Source organism: Dyella terrae (genome assembly GCF_004322705.1).
Classification (GTDB): Bacteria; Pseudomonadota; Gammaproteobacteria; order Xanthomonadales; family Rhodanobacteraceae; genus Dyella_D; species Dyella_D terrae.
This window is the reverse complement of record NZ_SIZZ01000002.1, coordinates 322,609-346,116: the sequence shown is the minus strand read 5'-3', so window position 1 is coordinate 346,116 and position 23,508 is coordinate 322,609. Positions and strand designations below refer to the sequence as shown.

The window sequence follows — 23,508 nt, the reverse complement described above, 5'->3', positions numbered from 1 at the left end:
GTCATTCGCGCAGGCGCGGCACGCCGTGCTCGCTGCGCTCTTCGACGGCGATCGGGCGCGTGTTCATGCGCGACGAGACCGTGCCGGCCGGCAGGTCCTTCGCCTTGCCGCCACGGGCGATCGACAGCGCGTTGCGATAGCACAGTTGCGCCATCGCCATGTTGTCTTCGCCGGCGAAGGTATCGCCGAGGGCTTCCCATGCGCCGCTGCTGGGTTCAAGCGCCAGCGAGCGATCGAGGTATTGATGTGCCTTGCCCCACAGCTTCACGCGCACGCACATGCGGCCAAGCGTGAGCATCAGGGCGGCGTCGTTGGGGTGCGCGTCGACCCAGCCTTCGGCGCGGCGCAGGCGGGCGTCGAGGTCGTCGTCGCCGAGCAGGCCGTAGGTTTCGATCAGGGTCGGGGACCATTCGCGACGCAGCGCGGATTCCACTTCGTCCATGGCGGGCAGGACCATGCCGTAAGCGGCGGCGGTGCGGGCGTAGGCGTCGATGGCGGCGGGGATGCGGCGCTGTTGCTTGGGCAACTGCGACCACAATTGATTGAGCGCGGCGGCATCGGGTGCGGATTTGAGGGACGCGGCCAGCACCTGACCTTCCAGCTGCGCGAAACCGCGCGCGCCGAGTGCGCCGCTCTTCTGCAGCGGTTCAAGCGCTTCGCGGGCGCGGCGGTAGTCGCCCGTATCGAGTGCGGCGAGCACGAGTTCGCGCCAGCCACCCGGAGTGAGCGTGCCGGCGTCGGCTTCGGGCGCCAGCAGCGCCAGCGCTTCGGCGGCTTTGCTGTCGCGGCGCAGGACGCGTGCGCGCAACACGCGTGCGGCACGCGGCTCGGTCTGGCTGGCTTCGTCGAGGGCTTCGAGGGCACGCACCTGTTCGCCGCGACGTGACGCCGCTTCGGCCGAGGCGAGCAAGGCCGGGCCGCGCAGGCTATCCAGTCGCGAGGCGCGATTGAGATCGCGCTCGGCGTCGCCGTGACGGCCTTCCATCAAAGCAACGAGGCCGGCGGCAAGACGCTTGCGGCTGACGCGACGATGGCGGCGACTCAAGGCACCGAACGGCCAGCGCACCAGGCGCACCACCAGCACGATCAGCGCCCACAGCACCAGCAACAGCACGATGGCGCCGACGACCGACGTCTCCGCCTGCCAGCCGCGCAGCTGCACCAGCACATAGCCCGGATCTTCCGCGACCCAGTGCCAGCCAAAGGCGGCAACGGCAGCGGCAATCACCAGCAACAGGATCCAGCGCCACAGCGTCATGGCTTGGCCTCGACGGGCTTGAGCGCGTGTACCGAGCGCAGGTTGCGCAGCTCGGTGAGAGCGGCACCGAGTTCGATCGGCTGCTTGGGCTGCATCTGCTGGGTCAGCGCTTCGATGCGTGCGCGCGCCTGTTTCACGCCTTCGTCCTTGTCATCAAACGCACCGGCGAGATTGGCGTCGGCGCGCTTGAGCGCAGCGACGAACGCTTCGTTGTCGAACGCAAGCAAAGCGGCCTGTGCCTGCGCAAGATCCAGTGCAACGAGTTCGCGCGCGAAGCGTGCATCGGTCACCGACAAGGGCGAAGCCGATACGCGCTGCACGGTGACGACGCTCGAGAGTGCGCGACGCACGCGCGACCATGCATCGGTCGCGGCGCCCTGCGCGTCGTCGTCCAGCGACTTCAGCGGCAGATCCACGACGGTGGCGCGCAACTGCGTCAGCGATTCCAGTGCACCGACCTGATTGGTCGGCTGGCTCTTCACCAGCGCCTCGCGCTCGTTGTTGATGCTCTGGCGCAGGCCGGAAAACGCACCGTCGTTGACGGCGGCAACGGTCTTGTCGGCCAGATCGTAGGCAGCGGCGGCACCGGCGGCATCGTGGAACAGCGCGTAACGCTCCTTGGCCATGCGCAGCAGGGATTCGGTTTCATCCAGCAGCATGCCGTCGTGACCGGACAGCGTGCGCTCGGACAACTTGGCTACCGCATCTTCGAGATTGCGCGTGCGATCGGCCTGGGCGAGCAACTCGTCGCGCAGCGAACGATTCACCTGCTCGGCGTCGGCGAGGCGCTGGCGCAACAGCGTGCGATCGTTGTCGGTGGCTTCGTTGGCGCGCTCGACGTTGGCCAGGCGCACTTCCTGGCTGGCAGCGTCCTGCATGGCGCCACGCACGCTGGTTTCCTGGGTGTACTGGCGCCAGCCGACATAGCCGGCACCGCCCATGGCAACGAGCGAAAGCAACAGGGCCAGGGCGAGCGTGCCGCCGCGCGGAGGCGATGCGGGGCGCTTGGCCTTGGTCGAGGGCGCGGCGCTGACGGGCGCGGCGACGGGTTCGGGCGTGTCGTGGTCCTGAGTCATGCGCTTCATGCTAGCAGCCCGGAGCGGGCGGCTCGCATCAAGCCTTTGTGAAAGTGCCTGCCGCAGCGTGAAGCATGTCGTCGGAAAATGCCGAATCCGCCATGCGAATGTGCTTGAACCCGGCTTTGCGTGCGGCGTCGGCCAGTCGTTCGCTGCTGACCACGGCCGTGGCCTTGCACAGAACCTTCCAGGCATCCCCGGGCAGTTGCTCATGCAGGTTCGCCAGCGCTTCGGCACTGGAAAGCAGCACCATCGCGCTGGACGGCAAGGCCAGCACCGCGTCGATATGCCGCCGGGACAGGCGCGGCGCGGCGCGACGGTAAACGTGCAGTTCGCGCAGCTTCGCGCCGCGCTTCGCCAGTTGCTCGCGCAGGACGCCGCGACCACCCGGGGCGCCGATCAATGCGACGCGCTTGCCCTGGAGGTCCTTCAGCTGTGCATGCGCCAGCAGGCCTTCGCTGTCCTGCTGCTGGTCCGGCGCAATCGCCTCGATGCGATGCCGCTGCAGCACGCGTGCCGTGCCTTGGCCCACCGCGCAGACGGTCGCCCGGGTGCGCAGCGGTTCGGCGCGCGCGGCGAAACGCACGGCAGCCGGGCTGATGAAGATCAGGAGGTCGTCTTTCAGCGCCTCGCGCAACGCGGGTCGCACGCCCGGCTCGGCGCGCAGCGACAGGCCCGGCAACAGCATCGGCTCGCCGCCCAGTGCCCGCACGCGCGCGGCGATCGACGCACCCGTGCCGACCGGCCGCGTGATCACGATCGTGCGGCCGTGCAAGGCAAGCTTGGGGGGCGGGGTGGCAGACACGCGCGCGGGTACCTGATGTAAGAATCCCGACGAGTGTAGAGCCTATACTCGGCGATTCCCCACTCCCCCTTCGATCCACATGCTCCCTTCTTCTGCCCAGGAACTGGTCGAGTTCATCCGGACCCACATCCCGCTGGCCCACACGATGGACCTGCGTTACGTCCACGCCGAGCCCGGCCGCCTCACCCTCAGCGCGCCGCTGGCCCCGAACATCAACGACAAGGGCTGCGCCTTTGGCGGCAGCCTGGTCAGCCTGATGACGCTGGGCGGCTGGGCGATGGTGGAGCTGGCGCTGCGCGCGCGGGACTGGGATTGCGATGTGTTCGTCGCCGAGTCGACCGTGAAGTACCTGGCGCCCGTGTGGGAGGACCTGGTGTGCGAGTCCGTCCTGAGCCCGCATTCGGATTGGGATACGTTCTTTTCCACGCTGAACGCACGCGGCCGGGCCCGCATTGAAGTGGCCAGCACGATCGCCGGCGAGAGCCCCGACAAGCCCGCCGCCACGTTGCGCGCCCGTTTCGTGGCCAAGAAGCGGGGGTGACGGGGTCGCCCGAATCCGGCCCCCGATTGCGGCACAATGCGCCGTCCAATCGGGGGAACCCATCGCATGCGTCGTCTCGCCTTCCTGTTGTGCCTGCTGACCCTGCTGCTGTCCGGCTGTGCCGCCGACCAGCGCAATACGGCCCTGACCACCACGCTCAACGCCTACGCCAACGCCATGCGCTGGGGCGATTTCGAGAGCTGCCTGCAGTTCGTCGATCCAGCCGTTCGCAAGGACGTGACCCCCTCTTCGCTGGAGATGGCCCGTTACGGCCAGTACAAGGTCACCGGCTATGACGACACCCAGGGCCCGGTCGCCAATGGCGAAAACGAGGTCCACCAGCTGGTCCAGGTGAACATCGTCAATGTGAACACCCAGTCCGAACGCACCGTGCTGGACCGCCAGACCTGGCGCTACGACCCGGAAAAGAAGCGCTGGTGGCTGATGTCGGGGCTCCCGGATATCCGCCAGTAAGCCCACTTTCGGGCGCAAACCGGCGAGTTGCGGTCCAGTCGCCTATAATCGCCGGTCCACTTCATCCAGCGGTCCTGCCGCACCTGCGGAAGCTTTCGAATGAGCGACGTCCTGCACAAGCTGCCTGAATTCATTGGCAATCATCTCGCGCTCGCCGCGCTGTTCGTGATCCTGATCCTGGGCATCGTGGTCATGGAACTCATGCGCCTGATGCGCAAGTACAAGGAGCTGACGCCGGCTGGCCTCACGCTGCTGATGAACCGCGAAAGCCCGCTGCTGGTGGACGTGTCGGCCTACGCCGATTACGAGAAGTCCCACATCCCGGGCGCGAAGCACGTGGCGATGAGCCAGTTCGACCCGGAAGGCAAGGACCTGTCCAAGGCCAAGGACCTGCCGATCGTGCTGATCGACAAGGACGGCCGTGGCAACGCCGAGAAGGCCGCCCAGCGCCTGGTCAAGGCCGGTTTCACCAAGGTGCATACGCTCGGTGGCGGCATCTTTGCCTGGCAGCAGGCGCAGTTGCCTACCGCCAAAGGCAATAAGTAAGCGCTTCGTTATTCGATGACGCCGGCGCGCCCGGCGAGGATCTGCGCCAGCACGTCTGGCGCATATTCGAACGAGTCGTAGTACAGCCGGTCTTCCGGCAAGCCCGCGCCAAGGAACAGCTTGCGACCGGCATCGATCATCGCCGGCGGGCCGCTCATGTAGACGTCGTGGCCGCTGAGGTCCGGGTGATCGTCCAGCACGGCTTCGTGCACGAGGCCCACGCGCAAACCATCGGCCTGCTCCGCATCCGAAATCACCGGATGGAAACGTAGCGGCGCGCGCATTTCCCAGCCCCGGGCCATCTCCTTCAGGTACAAGTCCGCCACGCTGCGGGCGCCCCAGTACACATCCATGGGCCGCTGCGTGCCCAGGTCGAGAAAGTGTTCGACGATGGCTTTGACCGGCGCGAAACCCGTGCCGCCGGCCATGAAGATGATCGGGCGCTCGGCGTCTTCGCGCGGCACGAAGGTGCCGAGCGGGCCCTCGATGCGCAGCGTGTCGCCCACCTTCAGGCTGTCGTTCACCCAGGAGGTGAAGCCGCCGCCGGCCACATGGCGCACGTGCATCTCGATCGCGCCGGAGGCCTGTGGGCCGCTGGCGATGGAGAACGGGCGACGGCGGCCATCATCAAGCAGCACGTCGAGGTACTGGCCGGGCAGCCAGTTCAGACGGGGCTCGCCGTCCGCCGGCTGCAGCACGAGGCCGACGACATCCGGCGCCAACACGCGTTTTTCGGCGACGATCACGTTCAGTTGCCGGCGCGCAATGTCTTCAACGGAGGTGACTTCACGCGCCTCGATCACCAGATCCGAGGTCGGCACGGCCTGGCACAACAACACCGCATGCTGGCGCGGCGAGGTGCCGGCCAGCGCCAGCGGAGGGTTGCGCGGATAACTGCACTGCCCCTGCACCAGCGTGGCCTTGCAGCTGCCACACACGCCCGCGCGGCACGAATACGGCAACGCGATGCCGGCGCGCTGCGCGGCTTCGAGCACGGTTTCGTCGGGATCCACCGTGAATTGGCGGCCGGATTGATTGAGAGTAACGGTAAACACTTTGTTTATTGTGGCTGGTACGGCTGGCAACGGACAATGCGGGTCCTTTGCAGGAGATCAAGCATGGCCATCTGGAAGCAGGACACCGACCTCACGCGCATCAACGGCTGGAGCGCGAACACCATGATGGAGACGCTGGGTATCCGCTTTACCGCCGTGGGCGAGGACTGGATCCAGGGCTCCATGCCGGTCGATCACCGCACGCACCAGCCGTATGGCCTGCTGCATGGCGGCGCGTCGGTGGTGCTGGCCGAGACGCTGGGCAGCACCGCGGCGATGCTCACGCTCGATCCGGCGCAGGAAGTGGCAGTGGGCCTGGATATCAATGCGAACCATGTCCGTGGCGTGCGCGAAGGCACGGTGATCGGCACGGCGCGCAAGATCCATCTCGGTCGCACCACGCAGGTGTGGGAAATCCGCATCGAAACCGAAACGGGTGAGCTGGTGTGCATTTCGCGCATCACCATGGCGGTGATTCCCGCGCGCGTGGTCGCCGGCAAGTGAGCGAGCAGGCGCCCTACGCCGACCTGACACCCGACCTGGTGCTCGATGCCGTCACGGCCTGCGGCCTGTGGCCCGACGGGCGGCTCTTGCCACTCAACAGCTACGAAAACCGCGTGTGGCAAGTCGGCATCGAGGACAGTACGCCGGTGGTGGCGAAGTTCTATCGCCCCGGCCGATGGACCGACGCGGCGATTCTCGAAGAACACGCGTTTGCTGCCGAGCTGGTGGACGCCGAGTGGCCTATGGTGGCGCCGCTGGCGCTGTCGGGGCGCACGCTGTTTCATCACGGTGGCTACCGCTTTGCGCTGGCACCGCGTCGTGGCGGGCGGGCGCCGTCACTGGAATCACCCGAGCAACTGGAATGGCTGGGGCGGTTGATGGCACGCATGCATGCCATCGGTGCACGCAAGCCGTTCGAGCATCGCGGCAAGGTCGATCGCGCGACGCTGATTGCGCAGCCCATGCAGGCCGTGATGGCTTCGCCACTCGTGCCGCCGGGCGTGCATGCCCGTTATGCCGTGGCGGCGCAGCGGGTGGATGAAGCCGTGGCGGCGCGTTTCGAGGCGGTCGGCCCGGTGCAGACGATCCGCCTTCACGGCGACTGCCACCCCGGCAATGTGCTGTGGACGGACGAGGGCCCGCATTTCGTCGACCTGGACGACGCGCGCAGCGGCCCGGCCGTGCAGGACCTGTGGATGCTGGCCAACGACGAGGCGGCCATGGACTCCTTGCTGGACGGTTACGAGCAGTTTCGCGACTTCGACCGCACCCAGCTGGCCCTGGTCCCGGCCCTGCGCGCCATGCGGCAGGTTCATTACGCCGGCTGGATCGCCTCGCGCTGGCATGACCCGGCGTTCCCGGCGGCCTTCCCCTTTGCCGGGGAGTCGCGCTGGTGGGAGCAGCACGTGGATGATCTGCACGAGCTGGCGGATGAACTGGGCGCCGGTTGAGGCCTTTTCGGCCACCCGGGAAACAGGCATGCTTGCCGTCTGATTCGCAGGAACTTGCGCCATGAAGCGATCCCGCACCGCCGCCTTGCTCTTGATGAGCGCCACGCCGTTGCTGCTCACCGCCTGCCAGGGCGATGAGGACCTCACCCGCGAGGGCTTGTTCACCTCGGTGGACAGCTGCGCGGCCCAGACGGGCGACCGCGCCACCTGCCAGCAGGCCTTCGACAAGTCCCAGGCGGAAGCGGCCAAGGACGCACCGCAGTTCGCCAGCCGCGAGGAATGCGCCAAGAACTACGACTGGGACCGCTGCGCCGAGCAGAAGGACAGCGGCGGCCATTCGTTCTTCGGGCCGATGATGGCGGGCTTCTTCATCTCGCAGATGATGCGCAACGGCTCGCCCATGGCCGGTTTCAACAGCGGGCCGGCCTGGCGCAACAGCGCCGGTGCCTGGCAGCGGCCGGATCCGGGCACGGGCGGCGCATCGGGCGTTTACAGCGGCTCGCGCGCCGGCGCGAAGATGGTGCCTGTCACCGCGACACCCGATCGCGCCATGACGGTCACCCGCGGCGGTTTCGGCTCGTCCTTCGGCTCGCGGAGCGCGGGCGGCTGATGCGACGTCTGGCGATTCCCGCACGACCGGACTGGCGCGACAAGGCCAACGCGTCCGGCTTTGATTTCCACACGATCGACGGGGTGCCCTACTGGGACGAAAGCGCCTATTACGCGTTCACGCTGCGGCAGATCGAGGACGACCTCGAAGCGCCGACCGGCGAACTGCACGCGATGGCGATGGACCTCGTCGACGAGGTCGTGAACAGCGAGCAGCACCTGCGCACGCTGGCGATTCCCGAAGCCTTCTGGGACTGGATCGCGCAAAGCTGGCGCGAGCGCCAGCCGCATCTCTACGGCCGCATGGACCTCGCCTACGACGGCTTCGGCCCGGCCAAGCTGTACGAGCTCAATTACGACACGCCCACCTCGTTGTTCGAGGCGGCGTTCTTCCAGTGGCAATGGCTGGAAGACCGGCTGCATACCGGCCACCTGCCGGCCAACGCCGACCAGTACAACTCCATCTACGAGTCGCTGGTGGAAGCGTTTGGCACCGTCGCCACGCAGATCCGGCGCCCGTTCGTGCTGGCGGCGCTGCGTGAGTCGGACGAAGACCAGGGCACCGTCGCCTATTTGCGCGATTGCGCGATGCAGGCCGGCGTGGAGTGCTCGCTGCTGGATATCGAAGACATCGGCGTCACCGCCGACGGTCGCTATACGGACATGCAGGATCGCGTGATCGGCGCGCTGTTCAAGCTTTATCCGCTGGAAGACCTGTTCGTTGAAGACTTCGGCAAATACCTGCCGCGCTCGGGCATCCAGCTGATCGAGCCGGCCTGGAAGGCCATCCTCAGCAACAAGGGCATCCTGCCCCTGCTGTGGCAGAAGCATCCGGAGCATCCGAACCTGCTGCCGGCGTTCTTTGACGATGGCAGCCGCCTGCCGGCCGGCTGGGTGCGCAAGCCGGTGTTCTCGCGCGAAGGCGCCAACATCGCGATGCACCTGCCCGATGGCGAGCAGGTCAGCACGCCGGGGCCTTACACCGCCGGACCCTACATTCGCCAGGCATGGCATCCCTTGCCCGCGTTTGGCGATCACCATCCGTTGATCGGCAGCTGGGTCGTGGGCGATCGCGCCTGCGGCATCGGCATCCGCGAAGACCAGTCGCTGGTGACGCAGGATTCGGCGCGCTTCGTGCCGCACGCCATTGTGGAAGACACGCGCGGCGTCCTGATGGCGTGATGTGCGGCCGCGCACACGCGGCCATGCAAACTTGCGCCGTCGCTCCGGTAAGCTGCGCACTTTTCCCACGGGTAGAGCCGCGTGCGTTCCCTCCTGTTCAAGATCATTGGCGTGCTCGAAGTCGCCGGCGGTTTCTACGGCATGGTGATCATGCTTCGCCGCCTGTTTCCGCTGGGCTCGACCCAGGACTCGATCCTCGCCCTCATCGGCCTGTTCGTGTACAGCTTCGTGATGGTCGCCGGCGTGCTTCTGCTGGAGAACAGCGAGCGCGGCGTCACCTACTCACGCGTCGCCCAGCTGATGCAGCTGCCACTGGTCGCCACGCCGATCTTCAGCTACGCCCTGCATTGCGGCGCTTTCATCAACATCTTCGCCACCGTATCGACGTCGCCGCACCTGGGCCTGGACTGGCATGTGGGCTCGCAAGGCTTCGTGCTCGCGCTGGCCGGGCCGTCGGTGTCCCGGATCGGGCTTAACCTGCTGGCCCTGCTGTCCTGGCTGGTGCTGCGGTTCCGGTAAGGAATCCGGGGGTTGCGAGGCGGCCCAAGGGCGCCCGCAACCCTTACCCGGTATCATGCGAGGGATGAACACCCCTGCCTCGCCCCTCCCCGTCATCCGTCTCCGTTCCGACCGCACCCCCGGCCACCCGTGGGTCTGGTCGGCCCAGATCCAGAAACCCGAAGGCCGCCTGCCGCCCGGCAGCGTGGTGGACGTGGTCGATGCCAAGGACCGCTTCGTCGGCCGCGGCTTCTGGAACGGCCATGCGCGCATCGCGCTGCGCCTGCTGACGCAGGACCCGGAAGAAGCCATCGACGGTGACTGGATCGCCGCACGCATCGCGCGTGCCGTGGAACTGCGCCGTGACTGGCTCGAGCTGGACAAGGACACCGATGCCTGGCGCGTCGTGCACAGCGAAGGCGACGGGCTCTCCGGCCTGATCGTCGATCGCTACGCCGACATCCTGGTCATCGAGTACTTTGCCGCCGGCATGTGGAAGTTCCGCGAGGCCATCCACGCGGCCCTGCTGCAACACTTCCCCGGTGCGCGCCTGTACTGGTTCGCCGAAACCCATGTGCAGAAGCAGGAATCCTTCGACTGCCGCTCGGCCGAGCCACCGCAGCCGGTGGAGGTGCACGAGCATGGCCTGCGGTTCCACGCCGCGCCGGGTTATGGCCACAAGACGGGCTTTTTCGCTGACCAGCGCGACAACCGCCGCCGCTTCGCCGAGCTGGCACGCGGTCGCCGCGTGCTCGATCTGTGCTGCAACGCCGGCGGTTTTGCCGTGCATGCCATGGCCGGTGGAGCGACCGAAGCCGTCGGTGTCGACATGGACGCCGGCATCCTCGAAATCGCCCGCGCCAATGCCGCCGCCAACAACGTGTCCGCCCGGTTCGACCAGGCCGACATCTTCGACTGGCTGCGCAACGCGGTCGCCAACGGCGAAACCTACGATGCGGTGGTGCTCGATCCGGCCAAGCTCACGCGTGACCGCAACCGGGTGATGGATGCGCTGAAGAAGTACTTCGCGATGAACCGCCTCGCGCTCGATGTGATTCCGCCGGGCGGGCTGCTGTTGACCTGTTCGTGCACGGGCCTGGTCAGCGAAGGCGATTTCCTGGAGATGCTTCGTCGCGTGGCACTCAATGCCGGACGCGAGATCCAGGTGCTTGAAGTGCGCGGCGCCGGCACGGATCACCCGGTGCGCAGCGATGTGCCGGAAGGACGTTACCTCAAAGCGGTGTTCTGTCGCGTCTGGTGAGCGCGGGCGCGTCCCGTCCCGTTTGCTGAGACGGCCGCGCGTACACTGATGGCTGCCTTGCCTGTGGAACCACCATGTCGCTGACCGAAATCCTGCTGATTGTCCTCATCCTTGCCGTGCTGGCAGTGCTTGCGCTGCAGGTCATCGCGCTGACGCGGCAACGCGGCGACGGCGAGATGAATGCGCGACTGGACACGTTGCGCGACGACAACCGGCATCTGCGCGAGACGCTCGGCCAGGAACATCGCGCCGGCCGCAGCGAACTGGGACAGACGCTCGAACAGTTCCGCGGCCAGTTGCATACGCAGCTCGGTGCGCTGGGCACGCAACAGCATGAGCGCATCGAAGGCTTCGGCGTGCGCCTGGATGCGTTGACCGAGCGCACCAACCAGAGCCTGGAATCGCTGCGCCAGCGCCTCACCGACGACGCGCGCACCAATCGCGAAGAGCTCACGCTTACCGTCAAGCATTTCGGCGAGCAGCTGCAGAAAAGCCTTGCCACGCTCACGCTGGACAACGAAAAACGCCTCGGCGAAGTGCGCACGACGCTGGAAACCAAGCTCAAAGCGCTGCAGGACGACAACGCGGCCAAGCTCGAACAGATGCGCGCCACGGTCGACGAGAAGCTGCAGACCACGCTGGAAACGCGCCTTGGCCAGTCGTTCAAGCTGGTCTCCGAACGCCTGGAAGCCGTGCAGCGCGGCCTCGGCGAAATGCAGAGCCTGGCCACCGGCGTGGGCGATCTCAAGCGCGTGCTTACCAACGTGAAAACGCGCGGCATTCTCGGCGAAGTGCAGCTGGGCACCTTGCTCGAACAGATGCTCACCATCGAGCAGTACGAGTCCAATGTGGCCACGGTGCCGGGCAGCAGCGAGCGCGTGGAATTCGCCGTGCGCATGCCGGGGCCGAATGGCGAATCGCCGGTCTTCCTGCCGATCGACGCCAAGTTCCCGGTGGAGGATTACCAGCGCCTGCTCGATGCCCAGGAGGCGGCCGATGCCGATGCTGCCGCGCAAGCTGGCCGTGCACTGGAACTTCGCGTGCGCGAAGAAGCCAAGCGCATTCGCAGCAAGTACGTGGCGGTGCCGCATACCACCGACTTTGCCGTGCTGTTCCTGCCCACCGAAGGGCTTTACGCGGAAGTGATCCGTCGCCCGGGCCTGTTCGAGAACCTGCAGCGCGACTTCCACATCACGGTCGCCGGCCCCACCACGCTCACGGCCCTGCTCAACAGCCTGCAGATGGGCTTCCGCACGCTGGCCATCGCCAAGCGCAGCAGCGAGGTCTGGACCCTGCTTGGCGCGGTGAAGACGGAATTCGGCAAGTTCGCCACGATTCTCGAAAAGGCCGAAAAGCAGATCAATACGGTCAGCCGCAGCATTGGCGATGCCGGCAAAAAGAGCCGTACCATCGAGCGCAAACTGCGCGGCGTGGAGCAGTTGTCGGGCGAGGAAAGCGTGCAGCTGTTCGACGACGCCCTGCCCGCCCCCGACGAGGCACCCGACGACGAGCCGGAAACCCAGGCTTGACGTCGGCGGTACACTGAAAGGCCCACGAGTACCCCATTCGAAGGAAAACCCATGACCGAGCAGCCCGCATCCACCGAAGTAACCCGCGAACAGGCCGAGGAAGCCGTGCGCGTGCTGCTGCGCTGGTCCGGCGAGGACCCGAGCCGCGAAGGCCTGCTCGATACGCCCAAGCGCGTGGTCAAGGCCTACCGCGACTGGTTCTCGGGCTACCAGGTCGACCCGGGTGAATACCTGCGCCGCACCTTTGAGGAAGTAGCCGGTTACGACGAAATGGTCGTGCTGCGCGACATCGAGTTCGAAAGCCATTGCGAACACCACATGGCGCCGATCATCGGCCGCGCGCATGTGGGCTACCTGCCGACCAATCGCGTGGTGGGCATCAGCAAGCTGGCGCGCGTGGTCGATGCTTTCGCCCGTCGCTTCCAGGTGCAGGAAAAGCTCACCGCGCAGATCGCGCAGTGCATCCAGGAAAACCTGCATCCGGCCGGCGTGGCCGTGGTGATCGATGCCAGCCACGAATGCATGACCACGCGCGGCGTGCACAAGCGCGGCGTGTCCATGGTCACCAGCCAGATGCTCGGCGCCTTCCGCGACGATGCCCGTACCCGCAGTGAGTTCCTGCAGTTCATCGGCATCCACGGCGGTCGTTGATGCGCGGTTTCACGGCGTGCCTGCTGCTGGCGCTGCCCCTGCTCGCCAGCGCGCAGGACTATCCGCGCACGCCGGCCGAATACCTGGCGCGCATGGATGCCAACCACGACGGCAAGATCAGCGAGGCCGAGTACGTGGCATACATGAGCGCCGGATTCCGGCGCATGGATGTCAACGGTAACGGCGTGATCGATGCCGACGAGCTGCCAGGCGGCCACGGCCAACCGATTACGCTGGAAAAGTACCAGGCCAACCTGCGGCGGCAGTTCCACCGCCTCGACCGCAACGGCGATGACTTCCTCGATGCGAAGGAACTGGCGAGCCCGCCCTGAGGCTCGCCGCGCCGCTTACATCGGTTTGACGCCGATCAGCCACGCGTGCAGCGCGAAGGCGAAGATGGCCCAGCCGACGACACCCACCACGAGGGTCACGATATCGCGGCCCAGCGTACCTGCCGGGTAAACGATACCCATCGCCCGGTCGCGCCGGCGCGAGACCATGAAGTCCACGCCCGCCCAGATCAGAAAGGCACCAAACAGCACGACGTCGTGCAGCATGCCGGTGGCGAGCAGATGGCCGAAGGCCCAGGTCTTCACGCCCGCCAGCATGGGATGGCCCAGGCGCTGCTTGATGCGGTTTCCCGGGACATAGGCGGCCGCGACCAGGATGAACGCGATCAGCGTAAAGAGCCCATTGAGATGGCGCAGCCACATCGGCGGCACGTAGAGCAGCGTCGGATGCTGGCGCGCGAGGCCGAACCCGTAAACGATCAGGATGAAGCCGATGATCGAGACGATCGAATAGACGGCTTTCCATCCCAGCTCGCCGCGCCTGGCCAGCTGCTGCGTACGCCAGCCGTCAGCGAAGATGCGGATGGAATGGGTGCCGAGGAACAGCACGAGACCGAGGATCAACACCAGCATGGCGGCAGCTCCGGGTGAGATGGCGCCAGTATAGGCACATCCTCAGGTGCGTTCGATGACACGCTCGAACGGCGGCAACGCACGCAGCATGCGCTCGCCATAGCGCTTCAGCACCACGCGGCGATCAAGCAGCACGATGCGGCCGTGATCGGTTTCCGTACGGATCAAACGCCCGCAGTACTGGGTAAGAACGCGCGTCGCGTCCGGCACCGTGACTTCGATGAACGGATTGCGGCCGCGTGATTCCAGCCACTCGGCATAAGTGGCACCCACCGGATCGGTCGGCACCGCAAAGGGCAACTGGGTGATCACCACGGTTTCGCAGAGCTTGCCCGGCAAGTCCAGGCCTTCGCCGAACGAGGCCAGCCCGAACAAGGTGCTGCCCTTGCCGGCTTCAACGTCAGCGATGTGCTCGGCGACCAGCTGCGTTTTGCCCAGGGAACCTTGCGCACGCACCTTGCGGACGAACTCGATCGGGAGCTTCTGCAGGACGCGGTCGAGCTTGGCGCGCGAGGTGAACAGCACCAGGTTGCCGGCCGTCCAGTCGAGGTTCCTGGCCAGCCAGTCGCTGATCTCCTGCGCGTGCTCTTCGCGCGCATCCGGCAACGCGCGCAAGGCAGGGACTTCCAGGCGCGCTTGCGAAGCGAGATCGAAGGGCGACGGGAGGCTCAAGGTGACGGCGTCGTTCGGCAGGCCAACCGCATCGGCGAAGCCACGGAAATTGCCGCCCGCGCTCAGCGTGGCCGATGTCATCACCACGGCGCTTGCGTTGTCCCACAGCACCTGTCGCAACAGGCCGCCGGCCGATACCGACGAGGCATGGCACACAAGCTGCTGGTCGGTGGAGAGCGTGACCCAGCGCGCCAGCGGCGGCACGCCTTCACGATCCTCGCTGGACCATGCTCGCCAGGTGCGCACCTGGCGGTCGATACGCTCCAGCGCCATGCCCAGCTCGCGCGACAGCGCCTCCTGCGTTGGACCGCCTTCGGTCATTTCCGTCACGGCACGGCGCACGGCACCGAGCCAGCGTTCGATCTCGCCCGTAAAAACATAGAGCACGCGCGCGTGCTCCACCCACTGCTCCGGCAGCTGGCCTAGCGAGCCGCGGTACATGGGCTCGTCATCGTCGTGGGAGGGGATCCAGGACATGCGGATGTCCTTCTCCAGTTCCTCCAGCGCATCGCTCAGCTCTTGAAGCTTTTCGTCACCGGCATCGAGCGTGAGCTTGCCGATCACTTCCTTGTCGGTCAGCGAATACGCGGCGTGGATCTGGCGGCCCAGTTTGGAAAGCGAGCGCACCGCAAAATTGATGTGTACATCCGCCGCGCCGCGATCGATGGCCTTGGACGGGACGTGGTGCCCTTCGTCGAAGATGTAGAGCACTTCCTCGGGCTTGGGCAGAATCACGCCACCGAAACCGTCTTCCTCGCGCGGCATGGTGAGGTCGGCCAGTACCAGGTCCTGGTTGGCGACAATGATTTCGGCATCGCCGACCGCGCGGCGCGCGGCGAAGAACGGGCACGCCATGAACTGCCCGCACTTGCGGCCGGTGCAACCACCGGCGCTGGTGGTGATCATCGCGCGCAGCATGTCGCCTGGTGCTTCCGGCGCGTTGTCGATATCGCCGTCCCACTCACCGCGATCGAAGGCACCCGCCAGCTTGGACAGGGCCTGCTTGTCGCGCTCGGCGGGCGGTTTGCTCCACAGGGCAAGGTCCGCATCGAAGCCCAGGCCCATCTGGCCGGAGTCCTGCAGGCTGTTGCGCGCCATGGCGAGGTTGCGCGGGCACAGGTACCGGCCACGCCCCTTCGCCAGCGCGACTTTCGCCTCGCGCTCGTTGAGCTTGAGATACAGCGGGATGTCGCGGTTGACCAGCTGCTCCTGCAGGGCCACGGTGGCCGTGGCAATGAGCAGCTTTTTCTTCTGGGCGCGGGCCACTTCCAGGCCGGCGATGAGATAGGCCATCGACTTGCCGGTGCCCGTGGGCGCCTCGATCACCGCCGCGCCACCGGGTTCGGCCAGGGCCTTGGCGACCTCGGCGATCATCTTTCCCTGCGACGCGCGCGCACGAAACCCCGGCAGGCCTTCTTTCAGGCGCGCGTAGGCGGTACGGATGGCGTCCTTGGTGTCGTCTGTGAGCATGCGGCCGGGGCGGGCGAGGTGCGGCCCCGGAGGGGCGCTGGCCGCACATTGTACCGTGCGGCCGGACCCCGCCGCTGCCGACGGGGGTTCAGCCTTCGGCGGCGATGCGGCGCAGCGTTTGCTCGAACACTTCCGGCGGCTGGCCGCCCTGGATCAGGTAGCGATCGTTGACGATGACCGACGGCACCGAGTGGATGCCCTGGGCCTGGTAGAACTGCTCGTGCTGGCGCACCTCTTTCGCGTAGCGATCGCTCGCCAGCACGGCGCGTGCCTCGAGCCCGTCCAGGCCGACGCTTTCGGCCGCCGCGACCAGCACGTCATGCGAGCTGACGTTCTGGCCATCGGTGAAGTAGGCACCGAGCAAGGCGCGCTTGAGCGCCGCTTGCTTGCCTTCCACACCTGCCCAGTGCAGCAGGCGATGGGCATCGAAGGTGTTGTAGATGCGATCGCGCTTGTCCATGCGGAACATAAAGCCCACGTCCTCGCCACGCTGGCGAATGGCTTCCCGGTTCTGCGCCATCTGCTCCGGCGTGCTGCCGTACTTGCGCGCGAGGTGCTCGCCCACGTCCTCGCCTTCCGGCGCCATCTGGGGATTGAGCTCAAACGGCTGGAAATGGACATCGGCCGTGATCTCGCCCTGGATGCGATCCAGCGCCTGCTCAAGTGAGGCGAGCCCGACAGCGCACCAGGGGCAAACGACATCGGAGACGAAATCGATCTTCAGGGAGGTGGTCATGGATGACAGTCCAAAGCGGAGACGATGACTCCACATGGGGCTCATGCCCGACGCACGCAAGCGGGGAAATCAGTCCCCGGGGCAGCCCATGTGGGCCATGGAGTGCTGAAGCGACGGATGCAGGTAGCCCGACGAGCTGAGCGCCGCGCCCCACCGGCAACGCCTTGGGCGGTGGACGAGATGACTGAGCACCGGAGGCCATGCCACGTCCGGCCGCGGAACCTGGCTTTGCATCGATCGATGCGATCCATCCTGACTGAGCCGACCGGCCCAGGCAAAGCGCGACGCCTGCGGGCGCCAGACCCAGCGTGCAGAACTGCCGTCGATGAAGCGGGTTTCCACCAGCAAGGTTTGCTCAGGCACATCAAGCTGGATCGTAGAGGCGTGGTCCGCCCCGAATAACAGGCGAACCTCGTGCGGTTTCAGTCCGGTATGGCGGGCCAGATGGTCAAAGATGTCCCACTCGGGCGAAAGGAGTGCCTGAGTGAGCACGCAGGCAAGGTTGTCACGCCATGACGGGTGCCGCTCCAGATCGTCGGCAACGATGCCCCGTCCGCCCTGCCCTGCCATCGTGTCATCCGCGCGCCGGTCCGCATCGACGAGGCGAAGATCGCGAAGCACCAGCACGCCATCCGCATCGCGCACGACATCGATCTGCCAATGGTCCAGATGGGAGAAATAGCCGTGGTTGCCGTCGTAATAGCGCAGGGCCAGCTGCCAGTAGTCGCGCTCCTGCGGGGTCAGGGCCACTTCGCCCAGCGGCGCCAGCGGTTCCGCCTGTCGATAGAAATGGCGCATCTGCCGACGCACCATATCCATGACGTAGACGTGGGGCCACGGCGGATTGCCCGCGGCCAGCTGCCGCGCGCGGACTTCGGTGCAGGCATCGCAACGCAGCGTCGCTTGCGCCCATGCCACGCGGGCCTGAAGGCTGAAGACGAGAATTATCCCGGCGAAAATGATTCTGAAAAGCAAAGGCATGGCCGCTCCGTGCGTGATTGACACACGGATGCGCCCCATGGCCATCGATGATGGCGATGTCGCGCTTCACTTTCCTGCATCCGTGTCGTCTGGTCTCCGCCCGGCAGTGACGCACAGGCGGCAGCCGGTCTTCCTACAGAAAACCGCCACCGGACTATCCGGTGGCGGTTTATGTGCTGTAGGAGTTAAACCACACGCCGTAAGCGCGTACCGATCAGAAATCGTACGACGCCGACAGACGCACGTAGCGCGGTGGCTGCAGGAAGGTCGGCAAGCCGTAGGTGTTGGACACCGTGTACGGAGACGTCTGATAACGCACGTCCTGCGACAGCGGCTTACGCTCGTTTGTCACGTTAAACACCGTGGCGTTGAAGCCGAGCTTGTTGCCAGCAAAGGCGGGACGATAGGTCACGCCCGCATCCAGTTGGCGGGTCCATGGCAGGCGGCCATTCGAGCCAAGGGCTGACGATTTGCCACCGCAGAAGCGGTAACTGGAGCGGTAACCGGCGGGATCGGACTCATCGTTGCCGAAGTAGCCAAGGCACGCGCGTGGCGCGCCCGAGTTCACGCGCAGCGAACCGGACACCATCCATTCGGAAGTGACCTGGTAGGCACCGTAGATCTTCAGCTGGTGCGTACGATCGTTGGAAAGCACGCCATTGCTGTTGGCCATCAGCGATGCGAAGTCCCAGTCCTGCGTCTTGGACACATCGTCCTGGCCCAGCGTCGACAGCACCTGGCCTTCGGTATTTCCGTAACTGCGCGAGAACGTGTAGTCGACGCGGCCGTGCCACTTGCCGTCGAACGGATGCTCCACGAAAAGGTCCAGCGCGTAGTACTTGCGCTTGGCGCCGCCGTCGAACCCCCAGTCCTTCGCGCTCATGCGCACCTGCTCATAGCCCGAACCGTCCTTGCGCGAAAGAAGGAAGGTATTGGTCTGACCGGGATTGAAGATGAGGCAGCCATGGGAAATATTGACTGCATCGACATCGATGCCCTGGGATTTGGCCTTGGCTTCGAGCTTCTTGTAGTCGCACACGTCATCGATGGCGGTCTGCAGTTTGCGCACGGTGGCCTTGGCACCGTAAACCCAGTCGCTGCCAAGCTGCTTGCTGAATCCGAGGATGGCTTCGTCCTGGTACTGCGACTTCAGGTCCCTGGCGGCCACGGTGCGAGGGTCGGGCGCCTGGCCATACTCGCCGTTACTCGAAACCGGGCCCGGCCCAATCGGCGCCAGCCCGGTTGGTGCGCCTGTCACCGGGTCGATACCGGTGTAGGTGAAGTACTCGCTCGTCATCGTGGATGCCGAGGCGCCACGAATGGCGACACTGGTGGGCAATGCAAGGTAGTAACGGCCCAGGTTGCCATAGAGCTTGAAGCTGGCATCCCCCAGGACGTCCCACGCAAAACCCAGGCGGGGCGCCCACTGGTTCGTGTTTCGCACGTAGGCCTGGCCGACGTTGTTGAAGTTGGTGAACTGGTCGTTGCGCAGGCCCAGGCTCAACAGCCACCGGTCACTAACCTGCCAGCGATCCTCGATGTACTGAGCCTTCTGGTCCACCGACGAACTGGTCAGCGAACTGGATATATAGCGATGGACGAAGTAGCCGTCGCCACCCGGCGCGCCGACGCCGAGCGACGGAACGAGCGCGACGTCGGGGCGCGCGGTCTTGCCGTAGATCCATGCATAACCGGGCCCGGACAGGGTCTTGCCGATGTTGCGCGAGTTGTAGCGCATGTTGTCGATGCCCGCCGCGAGCTGGTGATTGCCCAGCCGGTACTCGGCGTCCAGGCGCAGCCCGCGCGCCTGGCTGGTCGAATGGGGCGAGCCGATCGTCGAACTGGTGACGCCGTTGCGGATGGGCGTACCGCCGGTGATCGACGGATCCTGGTTGGTGACGGCACTCAGGAAAGGACGCGTCGGATCGTCGCCGGGCACGCTCGAAGTGCTGGTGACTTTGTTGATCCCGTAGGTCGCCGATAGCGTGAGATCGTCGGTGACGTAACTGGTGATCTTGCCAATGGTGATGTCCGAAGACGTCTTGGTCGACGTATCGAAGCCGAAGCGATCGCCCTGGCGCCCGGTCGCGTAATCGTAGTCATACAGTGAGCCGGCATAGGCCTGCTTGCTGCCGATGCTGGTCAGTTCGAGGATGTTGTTCGCATTGATGTTCCAGTCCAGCTTGGCGTAATGCTTGGGGCGACTCGTGGCGTGCTGGTTGTTGGCCGGTTGTGAACTGGTGACCGGCGTGGTGCTGGTGCCCTGTTGCTTTTCGGCTTCGGCGGCGACAAACAGATACAGTCGATCCTTGATCAGCGGACCACCGGCATAGGCGCTATAGACCGTCGTCCAACTCGTATTGTTCTTGCGGGACCGATAGATCGTCCCCGGCTGCGACGCGTTGGTGTAGTCGTAGCCATCCGGCAACGCCTGGTCCGGGAAGTAGAGGTTGCGAGGATCCGACGCGAGCGAGCGCGGCGACCACAATACCTGCCCGCCGAACTTCCACTGATTCGTGCCGCGCTTGCCGACCTGACTGATGACGCCGCCATCGGATCGGCCATACATCGCGCTGTAACCGCCGGTGTAAACCTCCTGCTGATCCACGGCGCCATACGGAAGGCCAATGCCGCCCATGGCCGCCAGCGGATCGGTGGTGTTGAAGCCATTGATGTAATAAGCGTTCTCAGACACCGAGGCGCCGCCGAAAGACACCAGTGACTGGCCGGTCGGGCCGGTGAAGGCGCCACTGCCCGACACGGCGCCCGGCGCAAGCAAGGCGATGGCCTCGGCATGGCGCGCGAGCGGCAATCGTTCAAGGTCTTTGGCCGTCAGCACGGTGCGCGAATCGACACTGGCAACGTCGATGGAGGGAAGCGCACTGGCGCTGACCGAGACGGCATCCAGTGACGTCGCCTGGATATCGAGGTTGAAGTTCACCTCGGTGCCGGCACCGACGACAAGAGTGACGTCATTGCGCTCCATGATCGTAGCGCCGTCACGCTGCAATGAAACCTTGTAGTCGCCCAGCGGCAGGTTGCCGAATCGGAAACGACCCGTTTCATCGACGACGGCCTGACGCGTGACACCGGTCGAGCCACTGACAATGACGGTCTGACCTGGCTGCGCCTGGCCGAAGATGTTTCCCGTGGTGGCCTGGCCAAAGGCCGTTCCTGCCACGCCCAGCGCGAGGCTCGCGCCGATGGCGAGGGTTAGCAGGCGCGGCTGGCGTGCGCGAGAGGATGCGGCTGCGCCGCGAATATGAGTAAGGGTCACGCAGAATCTCCGATCGACGCCAGTCAACGACAACCGATGCGGTTGTGCGAAAGGCAAGGCAGGTAGTCGTCGGGCGTCGGGAATTCCGCAGCGAAGCAATCGACATGGCCGTCGGGCACGAACGCCTGCGACGCTCCCCGCGCCACAGGTAAAGAAATAGTTGTCCTACCCGCACCCGAACAATCGGAGGAATCTGAAACCGCGTTGAAAGTGCCTTTGAGACTCTGAAGAGGCGCGCATTGCGCACGCATCAGGTAATGGCTGTCACGCGTTGCGCGTGACAGCCCGAATCGCTTTACGGCTTGCCCATGAAGTCTGCTTTACCCAGTTCCGCGCCGGCTTCGCGCAGGATGTTGTAGGTGGTGGTGCAGTGGAAGAACAGGTTCGGCAAGATGAAGTACAACAGGTAGGTCTGGCCGTCGAACTGGGTTTCATTGCCGCGGATCTTGATGGTCACGCTGCGCGCTTCGCTGCCGTCGATCTGGCTCGCCTCGAATCCCTTGATGTAGTCGAGCGCGCGTTCGATGCGGGCATACAACTCATCAAGCGTGGTTTCGTTGTCTTCGAACACCATGGGCGTGACACCGGCCAGGCGGGCGGTGCCGTTCTTCGCCATGTCGGTGACGACCTGCACCTGTTTCAGCAGCGGCAGCATGTCCGGGATCAGTCGCGTTTGCAGCAACACTTCGGGCGTCACGCCCTTGGCCTTGGCGTATTCCTCACCCTTCTTCAGGACGTGCGTCAGATTGTTGAGCGCGCGCACGAAGACAGGCACCGAGGCCTGGTACATGGAAAGACTCATTGCGATGACTCCCTGGTATCAATGGTCGATGGTTCGATCGGTCGGTGGGTCGCCATGGGCGACAGATCATGGCCGGCGGCCGGCGCGTCCGGTTCGGCACGCGACGGATCGACGGTATGCCGCGTGATGCGCCAGGCCACGACGGCGCCGATCAGCATCAATGCAGCGGAAAGCAGGAACGCCAGCCCCGGCACATGCACGGGCGACGAGGGCGAAATGGCGAAGGCGAAGACCTGGGCAAACAGGAACGGACCGAAGATGCCGGCGAAACTGCCGAGCGTGGAAAGCGCACCTTGCAGGCGACCCTGCTCGGACGGATCCACTTCGTGCGTCATGATCGATTGCATGGGCGGCATGGCCAGGCCCCACAAGGCCATCAGCGGCACGCCCAGCAGGAACACCCAGCCGACGCCGGTCATGCCCATCAGCAGGAAGGCGCCGATGCCGCAGACCATGCCGCCGATCAGCACGCGTCGCTCGCCAAATTTGGGGGTGAGGCGACCGGTAAGGAAAGCCTGCACCAAGCCATCGCAGGCACCGACCAGGGTCAGCACCAGGCCGGCCGCACGGATGCCCCAGTCGTAACGATAGTCGGCATAGAGCACGAAGGTGGTCTGCAACACGTAGTGCGCGAGATAGACCAGGAACAGGACGAACGCCAGGCCCAGCACCTGCGGGTAGCGACGCAGCAATTTGAACGCGCCCAGCGGATGCGCGCTGTGCAGTTCGAACTTCGGCGTGCGGCGCTCCTTCGGCAGCGATTCGGGAAGGATCAGCAGGCCGTACAGGAAATTGCATCCCGCCAGGCCCGCCGCCACCCAGAACGGAAGGCGCAGCGAGATTTCACCCAGCACACCACCGAGGCTTGGGCCAATGATGAAACCCACGCCAAACGCGCTGCCGAGAATGCCGTAGGCCGCGGAGCGCTTTTCCTTCGGCGTGATGTCGGCGATATAGGCATTGGCCGTGGTGAAACTTGCCGCCGTCATGCCGAGGAAAATGCGCGCGGCGAACAGCAGCCAGAGCGTGGGGGCCACCGCCAGTACGAGGAAGTCGACCGCCAGGCCAAAGTTTGAGATCAGGATGACCGGCCGACGACCGAAGCGATCCGAGAGAGCGCCCTGAATCGGCGAACAGATGAACTGCACGATGGCGAATACGGTACTGAACACGCCGACCCACCACGCCGCATCCGCGATGCCACCACCGGCCAGCTGCTCGATCAGATGCGGCAGCACCGGCACGATGATGCCGAACGCGAGCATGTCCAGCACGACGGTGATGTAGATGAAGGCAAGCGCAGCGCGACGCCGCGGCTCGCTGACGTGGGTGATGTGAGGGTCCATTGCCGTCGCATTCGTGGGGGTGGGCGAACGATAGCGCAAGGTGCCGGGCTGAAAAGGGGGATGAAAAGCCCTTTCCGGGTGCGTCCATCTCAACCCAACCACCGGCACTCCCGCTCATGGCTGCATCGCGACACAATCCGGCCATCCCTCACCGGACACCTGCCATGGTCGGTTTCATCCTTTGGTTGCTGTTGTTCATCGTCTGCTGGCCGATTGCCCTGCTGGCGCTCGTGCTTTATCCCGTCGTCTGGCTGCTGATGCTGCCGTTTCGCCTGGTCGGCATCACCGTCACGGCCGTCTTTGCCACGCTGGGCGCGCTCCTGATGCTGCCGGCGCGCGTGCTGCGCGGTCGTCCCGCCTGA

24 protein-coding genes are annotated in these 23,508 nt (G+C 65.5%); 13 read left to right on the top strand and 11 right to left on the bottom strand.

Annotation, left to right across the window (positions count from 1 at the left end; all coding sequences use genetic code 11):
• Position 1: 1 nt before the first annotated feature.
• From EYV96_RS12425 to EYV96_RS12415, 3 genes are read right to left on the bottom strand one after another with little or no spacing between them, the layout of a single operon-like run.
• Positions 2–1,258, bottom strand: a complete 1,257-nt coding sequence (locus tag EYV96_RS12425) for a heme biosynthesis HemY N-terminal domain-containing protein (RefSeq protein ID WP_131151866.1) — start codon at positions 1,256–1,258, stop codon at positions 2–4.
• Complete coding sequence (locus EYV96_RS12420) at positions 1,255–2,343, bottom strand: uroporphyrinogen-III C-methyltransferase (protein ID WP_240732506.1); 1,089 nt, start codon at positions 2,341–2,343, stop codon at positions 1,255–1,257. Before EYV96_RS12420 ends, EYV96_RS12425 begins: the two co-directional genes overlap by 4 nt.
• Positions 2,344–2,371: 28 nt before the next feature.
• On the bottom strand, positions 2,372–3,139 hold the full coding sequence (locus EYV96_RS12415) for a uroporphyrinogen-III synthase (RefSeq protein ID WP_131151865.1): 768 nt from the start codon (positions 3,137–3,139) through the stop codon (positions 2,372–2,374).
• A 79-nt stretch (positions 3,140–3,218) separates the two neighbouring features.
• Between EYV96_RS12415 and EYV96_RS12410 the strand changes: the two genes are divergently transcribed.
• The 3 genes from EYV96_RS12410 to EYV96_RS12400 all read left to right on the top strand — a co-directional run bounded on the left by EYV96_RS12410 (position 3,219) and on the right by EYV96_RS12400 (position 4,700).
• Entirely contained in the window at positions 3,219–3,680 is a 462-nt protein-coding gene (locus EYV96_RS12410; RefSeq protein ID WP_131151864.1) for a YiiD C-terminal domain-containing protein, read from the top strand.
• Between the two features lie 66 nt (positions 3,681–3,746).
• Positions 3,747–4,154: a hypothetical protein gene (locus tag EYV96_RS12405; RefSeq protein WP_131151863.1), complete on the top strand. Its 408-nt coding sequence runs from the start codon at positions 3,747–3,749 to the stop codon at positions 4,152–4,154.
• Positions 4,155–4,253: 99 nt separating this feature from the next.
• Positions 4,254–4,700 carry a rhodanese-like domain-containing protein gene (locus EYV96_RS12400; protein ID WP_131151862.1) on the top strand — a complete coding sequence of 149 codons (447 nt, stop codon included), beginning with the start codon at positions 4,254–4,256 and terminating at the stop codon, positions 4,698–4,700.
• An 8-nt stretch (positions 4,701–4,708) separates the two neighbouring features.
• Here EYV96_RS12400 and EYV96_RS12395 read toward each other — a convergent pair whose 3' ends face one another.
• Positions 4,709–5,755, bottom strand: a complete 1,047-nt coding sequence (locus EYV96_RS12395) for a 2Fe-2S iron-sulfur cluster-binding protein (RefSeq protein ID WP_131151861.1) — start codon at positions 5,753–5,755, stop codon at positions 4,709–4,711.
• Between the two features lie 63 nt (positions 5,756–5,818).
• Between EYV96_RS12395 and EYV96_RS12390 the strand changes: the two genes are divergently transcribed.
• From EYV96_RS12390 to EYV96_RS12350, 9 genes are all read left to right on the top strand, one after another.
• Positions 5,819–6,259: a hotdog fold thioesterase gene (locus EYV96_RS12390; protein ID WP_131151860.1), complete on the top strand. Its 441-nt coding sequence runs from the start codon at positions 5,819–5,821 to the stop codon at positions 6,257–6,259.
• Positions 6,256–7,209, top strand: coding sequence for a serine/threonine protein kinase (locus EYV96_RS12385; RefSeq protein WP_131151859.1), 954 nt, complete (start codon positions 6,256–6,258; stop codon positions 7,207–7,209). The genes EYV96_RS12390 and EYV96_RS12385 overlap by 4 nt, the downstream gene beginning before the upstream one ends.
• A 61-nt stretch (positions 7,210–7,270) precedes the next feature.
• Positions 7,271–7,819: a DUF1190 domain-containing protein gene (locus tag EYV96_RS12380; RefSeq protein WP_131151858.1), complete on the top strand. Its 549-nt coding sequence runs from the start codon at positions 7,271–7,273 to the stop codon at positions 7,817–7,819.
• Positions 7,819–9,000 carry a glutathionylspermidine synthase family protein gene (locus EYV96_RS12375; RefSeq protein WP_131151857.1) on the top strand — a complete coding sequence of 394 codons (1,182 nt, stop codon included), beginning with the start codon at positions 7,819–7,821 and terminating at the stop codon, positions 8,998–9,000. The genes EYV96_RS12380 and EYV96_RS12375 overlap by 1 nt, the downstream gene beginning before the upstream one ends.
• Positions 9,001–9,081: 81 nt before the next feature.
• Positions 9,082–9,519: a hypothetical protein gene (locus EYV96_RS12370; protein ID WP_131151856.1), complete on the top strand. Its 438-nt coding sequence runs from the start codon at positions 9,082–9,084 to the stop codon at positions 9,517–9,519.
• A gap of 64 nt (positions 9,520–9,583) precedes the next feature.
• Positions 9,584–10,759 (top strand): class I SAM-dependent rRNA methyltransferase, encoded by a 1,176-nt coding sequence (locus tag EYV96_RS12365; protein ID WP_131151855.1) that lies wholly within the window; start codon positions 9,584–9,586, stop codon positions 10,757–10,759.
• A 74-nt stretch (positions 10,760–10,833) separates the two neighbouring features.
• Complete coding sequence (locus tag EYV96_RS12360; protein ID WP_131151854.1) at positions 10,834–12,288, top strand: DNA recombination protein RmuC; 1,455 nt, start codon at positions 10,834–10,836, stop codon at positions 12,286–12,288.
• 51 nt (positions 12,289–12,339) lie between these two features.
• Positions 12,340–12,939, top strand: coding sequence for a GTP cyclohydrolase I FolE (gene folE / locus EYV96_RS12355; RefSeq protein ID WP_131151853.1), 600 nt, complete (start codon positions 12,340–12,342; stop codon positions 12,937–12,939).
• On the top strand, positions 12,939–13,271 hold the full coding sequence (locus tag EYV96_RS12350; protein ID WP_131151852.1) for an EF-hand domain-containing protein: 333 nt from the start codon (positions 12,939–12,941) through the stop codon (positions 13,269–13,271). Before folE ends, EYV96_RS12350 begins: the two co-directional genes overlap by 1 nt.
• 15 nt (positions 13,272–13,286) lie before the next feature.
• On the opposite strand, the gene EYV96_RS12345 is transcribed toward EYV96_RS12350, so the two are convergent.
• From EYV96_RS12345 to EYV96_RS12315, 7 genes are all read right to left on the bottom strand, one after another.
• Positions 13,287–13,862, bottom strand: a complete 576-nt coding sequence (locus EYV96_RS12345; protein WP_131151851.1) for an NnrU family protein — start codon at positions 13,860–13,862, stop codon at positions 13,287–13,289.
• Positions 13,863–13,904: 42 nt separating this feature from the next.
• On the bottom strand, positions 13,905–16,004 hold the full coding sequence (gene dinG, locus EYV96_RS12340; protein ID WP_131151850.1) for an ATP-dependent DNA helicase DinG: 2,100 nt from the start codon (positions 16,002–16,004) through the stop codon (positions 13,905–13,907).
• 88 nt (positions 16,005–16,092) lie between these two features.
• Positions 16,093–16,740 carry a DsbA family oxidoreductase gene (locus EYV96_RS12335; protein WP_131151849.1) on the bottom strand — a complete coding sequence of 216 codons (648 nt, stop codon included), beginning with the start codon at positions 16,738–16,740 and terminating at the stop codon, positions 16,093–16,095.
• 69 nt (positions 16,741–16,809) lie between these two features.
• Positions 16,810–17,721 carry a hypothetical protein gene (locus EYV96_RS12330; protein ID WP_131151848.1) on the bottom strand — a complete coding sequence of 304 codons (912 nt, stop codon included), beginning with the start codon at positions 17,719–17,721 and terminating at the stop codon, positions 16,810–16,812.
• A gap of 214 nt (positions 17,722–17,935) precedes the next feature.
• Entirely contained in the window at positions 17,936–20,998 is a 3,063-nt protein-coding gene (locus tag EYV96_RS12325; RefSeq protein ID WP_240732500.1) for a TonB-dependent receptor, read from the bottom strand.
• A 295-nt stretch (positions 20,999–21,293) separates the two neighbouring features.
• Positions 21,294–21,800, bottom strand: a complete 507-nt coding sequence (locus EYV96_RS12320) for a DUF1993 domain-containing protein (RefSeq protein WP_131151847.1) — start codon at positions 21,798–21,800, stop codon at positions 21,294–21,296.
• Positions 21,797–23,146, bottom strand: coding sequence for a TCR/Tet family MFS transporter (locus EYV96_RS12315; protein ID WP_131151846.1), 1,350 nt, complete (start codon positions 23,144–23,146; stop codon positions 21,797–21,799). Before EYV96_RS12315 ends, EYV96_RS12320 begins: the two co-directional genes overlap by 4 nt.
• A gap of 164 nt (positions 23,147–23,310) precedes the next feature.
• Here EYV96_RS12315 and EYV96_RS12310 point away from each other — a divergent pair, with 164 nt between their 5' ends.
• Positions 23,311–23,508: a hypothetical protein gene (locus EYV96_RS12310; protein ID WP_131151845.1), complete on the top strand. Its 198-nt coding sequence runs from the start codon at positions 23,311–23,313 to the stop codon at positions 23,506–23,508.

Coding starts and splice junctions, on each gene's coding strand:
- dinG (WP_131151850.1), bottom strand. CDS start 16,004: ATGCTCACAGACGACACCAAGGACGCCATCCGTACCGCCTACGCGCGC.
- EYV96_RS12390 (WP_131151860.1), top strand. CDS start 5,819: ATGGCCATCTGGAAGCAGGACACCGACCTCACGCGCATCAACGGCTGG.
- EYV96_RS12365 (WP_131151855.1), top strand. CDS start 9,584: ATGAACACCCCTGCCTCGCCCCTCCCCGTCATCCGTCTCCGTTCCGAC.
- EYV96_RS12330 (WP_131151848.1), bottom strand. CDS start 17,721: ATGCCTTTGCTTTTCAGAATCATTTTCGCCGGGATAATTCTCGTCTTC.
- EYV96_RS12335 (WP_131151849.1), bottom strand. CDS start 16,740: ATGACCACCTCCCTGAAGATCGATTTCGTCTCCGATGTCGTTTGCCCC.
- EYV96_RS12315 (WP_131151846.1), bottom strand. CDS start 23,146: ATGGACCCTCACATCACCCACGTCAGCGAGCCGCGGCGTCGCGCTGCG.
- folE (WP_131151853.1), top strand. CDS start 12,340: ATGACCGAGCAGCCCGCATCCACCGAAGTAACCCGCGAACAGGCCGAG.
- EYV96_RS12410 (WP_131151864.1), top strand. CDS start 3,219: ATGCTCCCTTCTTCTGCCCAGGAACTGGTCGAGTTCATCCGGACCCAC.
- EYV96_RS12310 (WP_131151845.1), top strand. CDS start 23,311: ATGGTCGGTTTCATCCTTTGGTTGCTGTTGTTCATCGTCTGCTGGCCG.
- EYV96_RS12380 (WP_131151858.1), top strand. CDS start 7,271: ATGAAGCGATCCCGCACCGCCGCCTTGCTCTTGATGAGCGCCACGCCG.
- EYV96_RS12350 (WP_131151852.1), top strand. CDS start 12,939: ATGCGCGGTTTCACGGCGTGCCTGCTGCTGGCGCTGCCCCTGCTCGCC.
- EYV96_RS12360 (WP_131151854.1), top strand. CDS start 10,834: ATGTCGCTGACCGAAATCCTGCTGATTGTCCTCATCCTTGCCGTGCTG.
- EYV96_RS12375 (WP_131151857.1), top strand. CDS start 7,819: ATGCGACGTCTGGCGATTCCCGCACGACCGGACTGGCGCGACAAGGCC.
- EYV96_RS12345 (WP_131151851.1), bottom strand. CDS start 13,862: ATGCTGGTGTTGATCCTCGGTCTCGTGCTGTTCCTCGGCACCCATTCC.
- EYV96_RS12425 (WP_131151866.1), bottom strand. CDS start 1,258: ATGACGCTGTGGCGCTGGATCCTGTTGCTGGTGATTGCCGCTGCCGTT.
- EYV96_RS12405 (WP_131151863.1), top strand. CDS start 3,747: ATGCGTCGTCTCGCCTTCCTGTTGTGCCTGCTGACCCTGCTGCTGTCC.
- EYV96_RS12400 (WP_131151862.1), top strand. CDS start 4,254: ATGAGCGACGTCCTGCACAAGCTGCCTGAATTCATTGGCAATCATCTC.
- EYV96_RS12420 (WP_240732506.1), bottom strand. CDS start 2,343: ATGAAGCGCATGACTCAGGACCACGACACGCCCGAACCCGTCGCCGCG.
- EYV96_RS12320 (WP_131151847.1), bottom strand. CDS start 21,800: ATGAGTCTTTCCATGTACCAGGCCTCGGTGCCTGTCTTCGTGCGCGCG.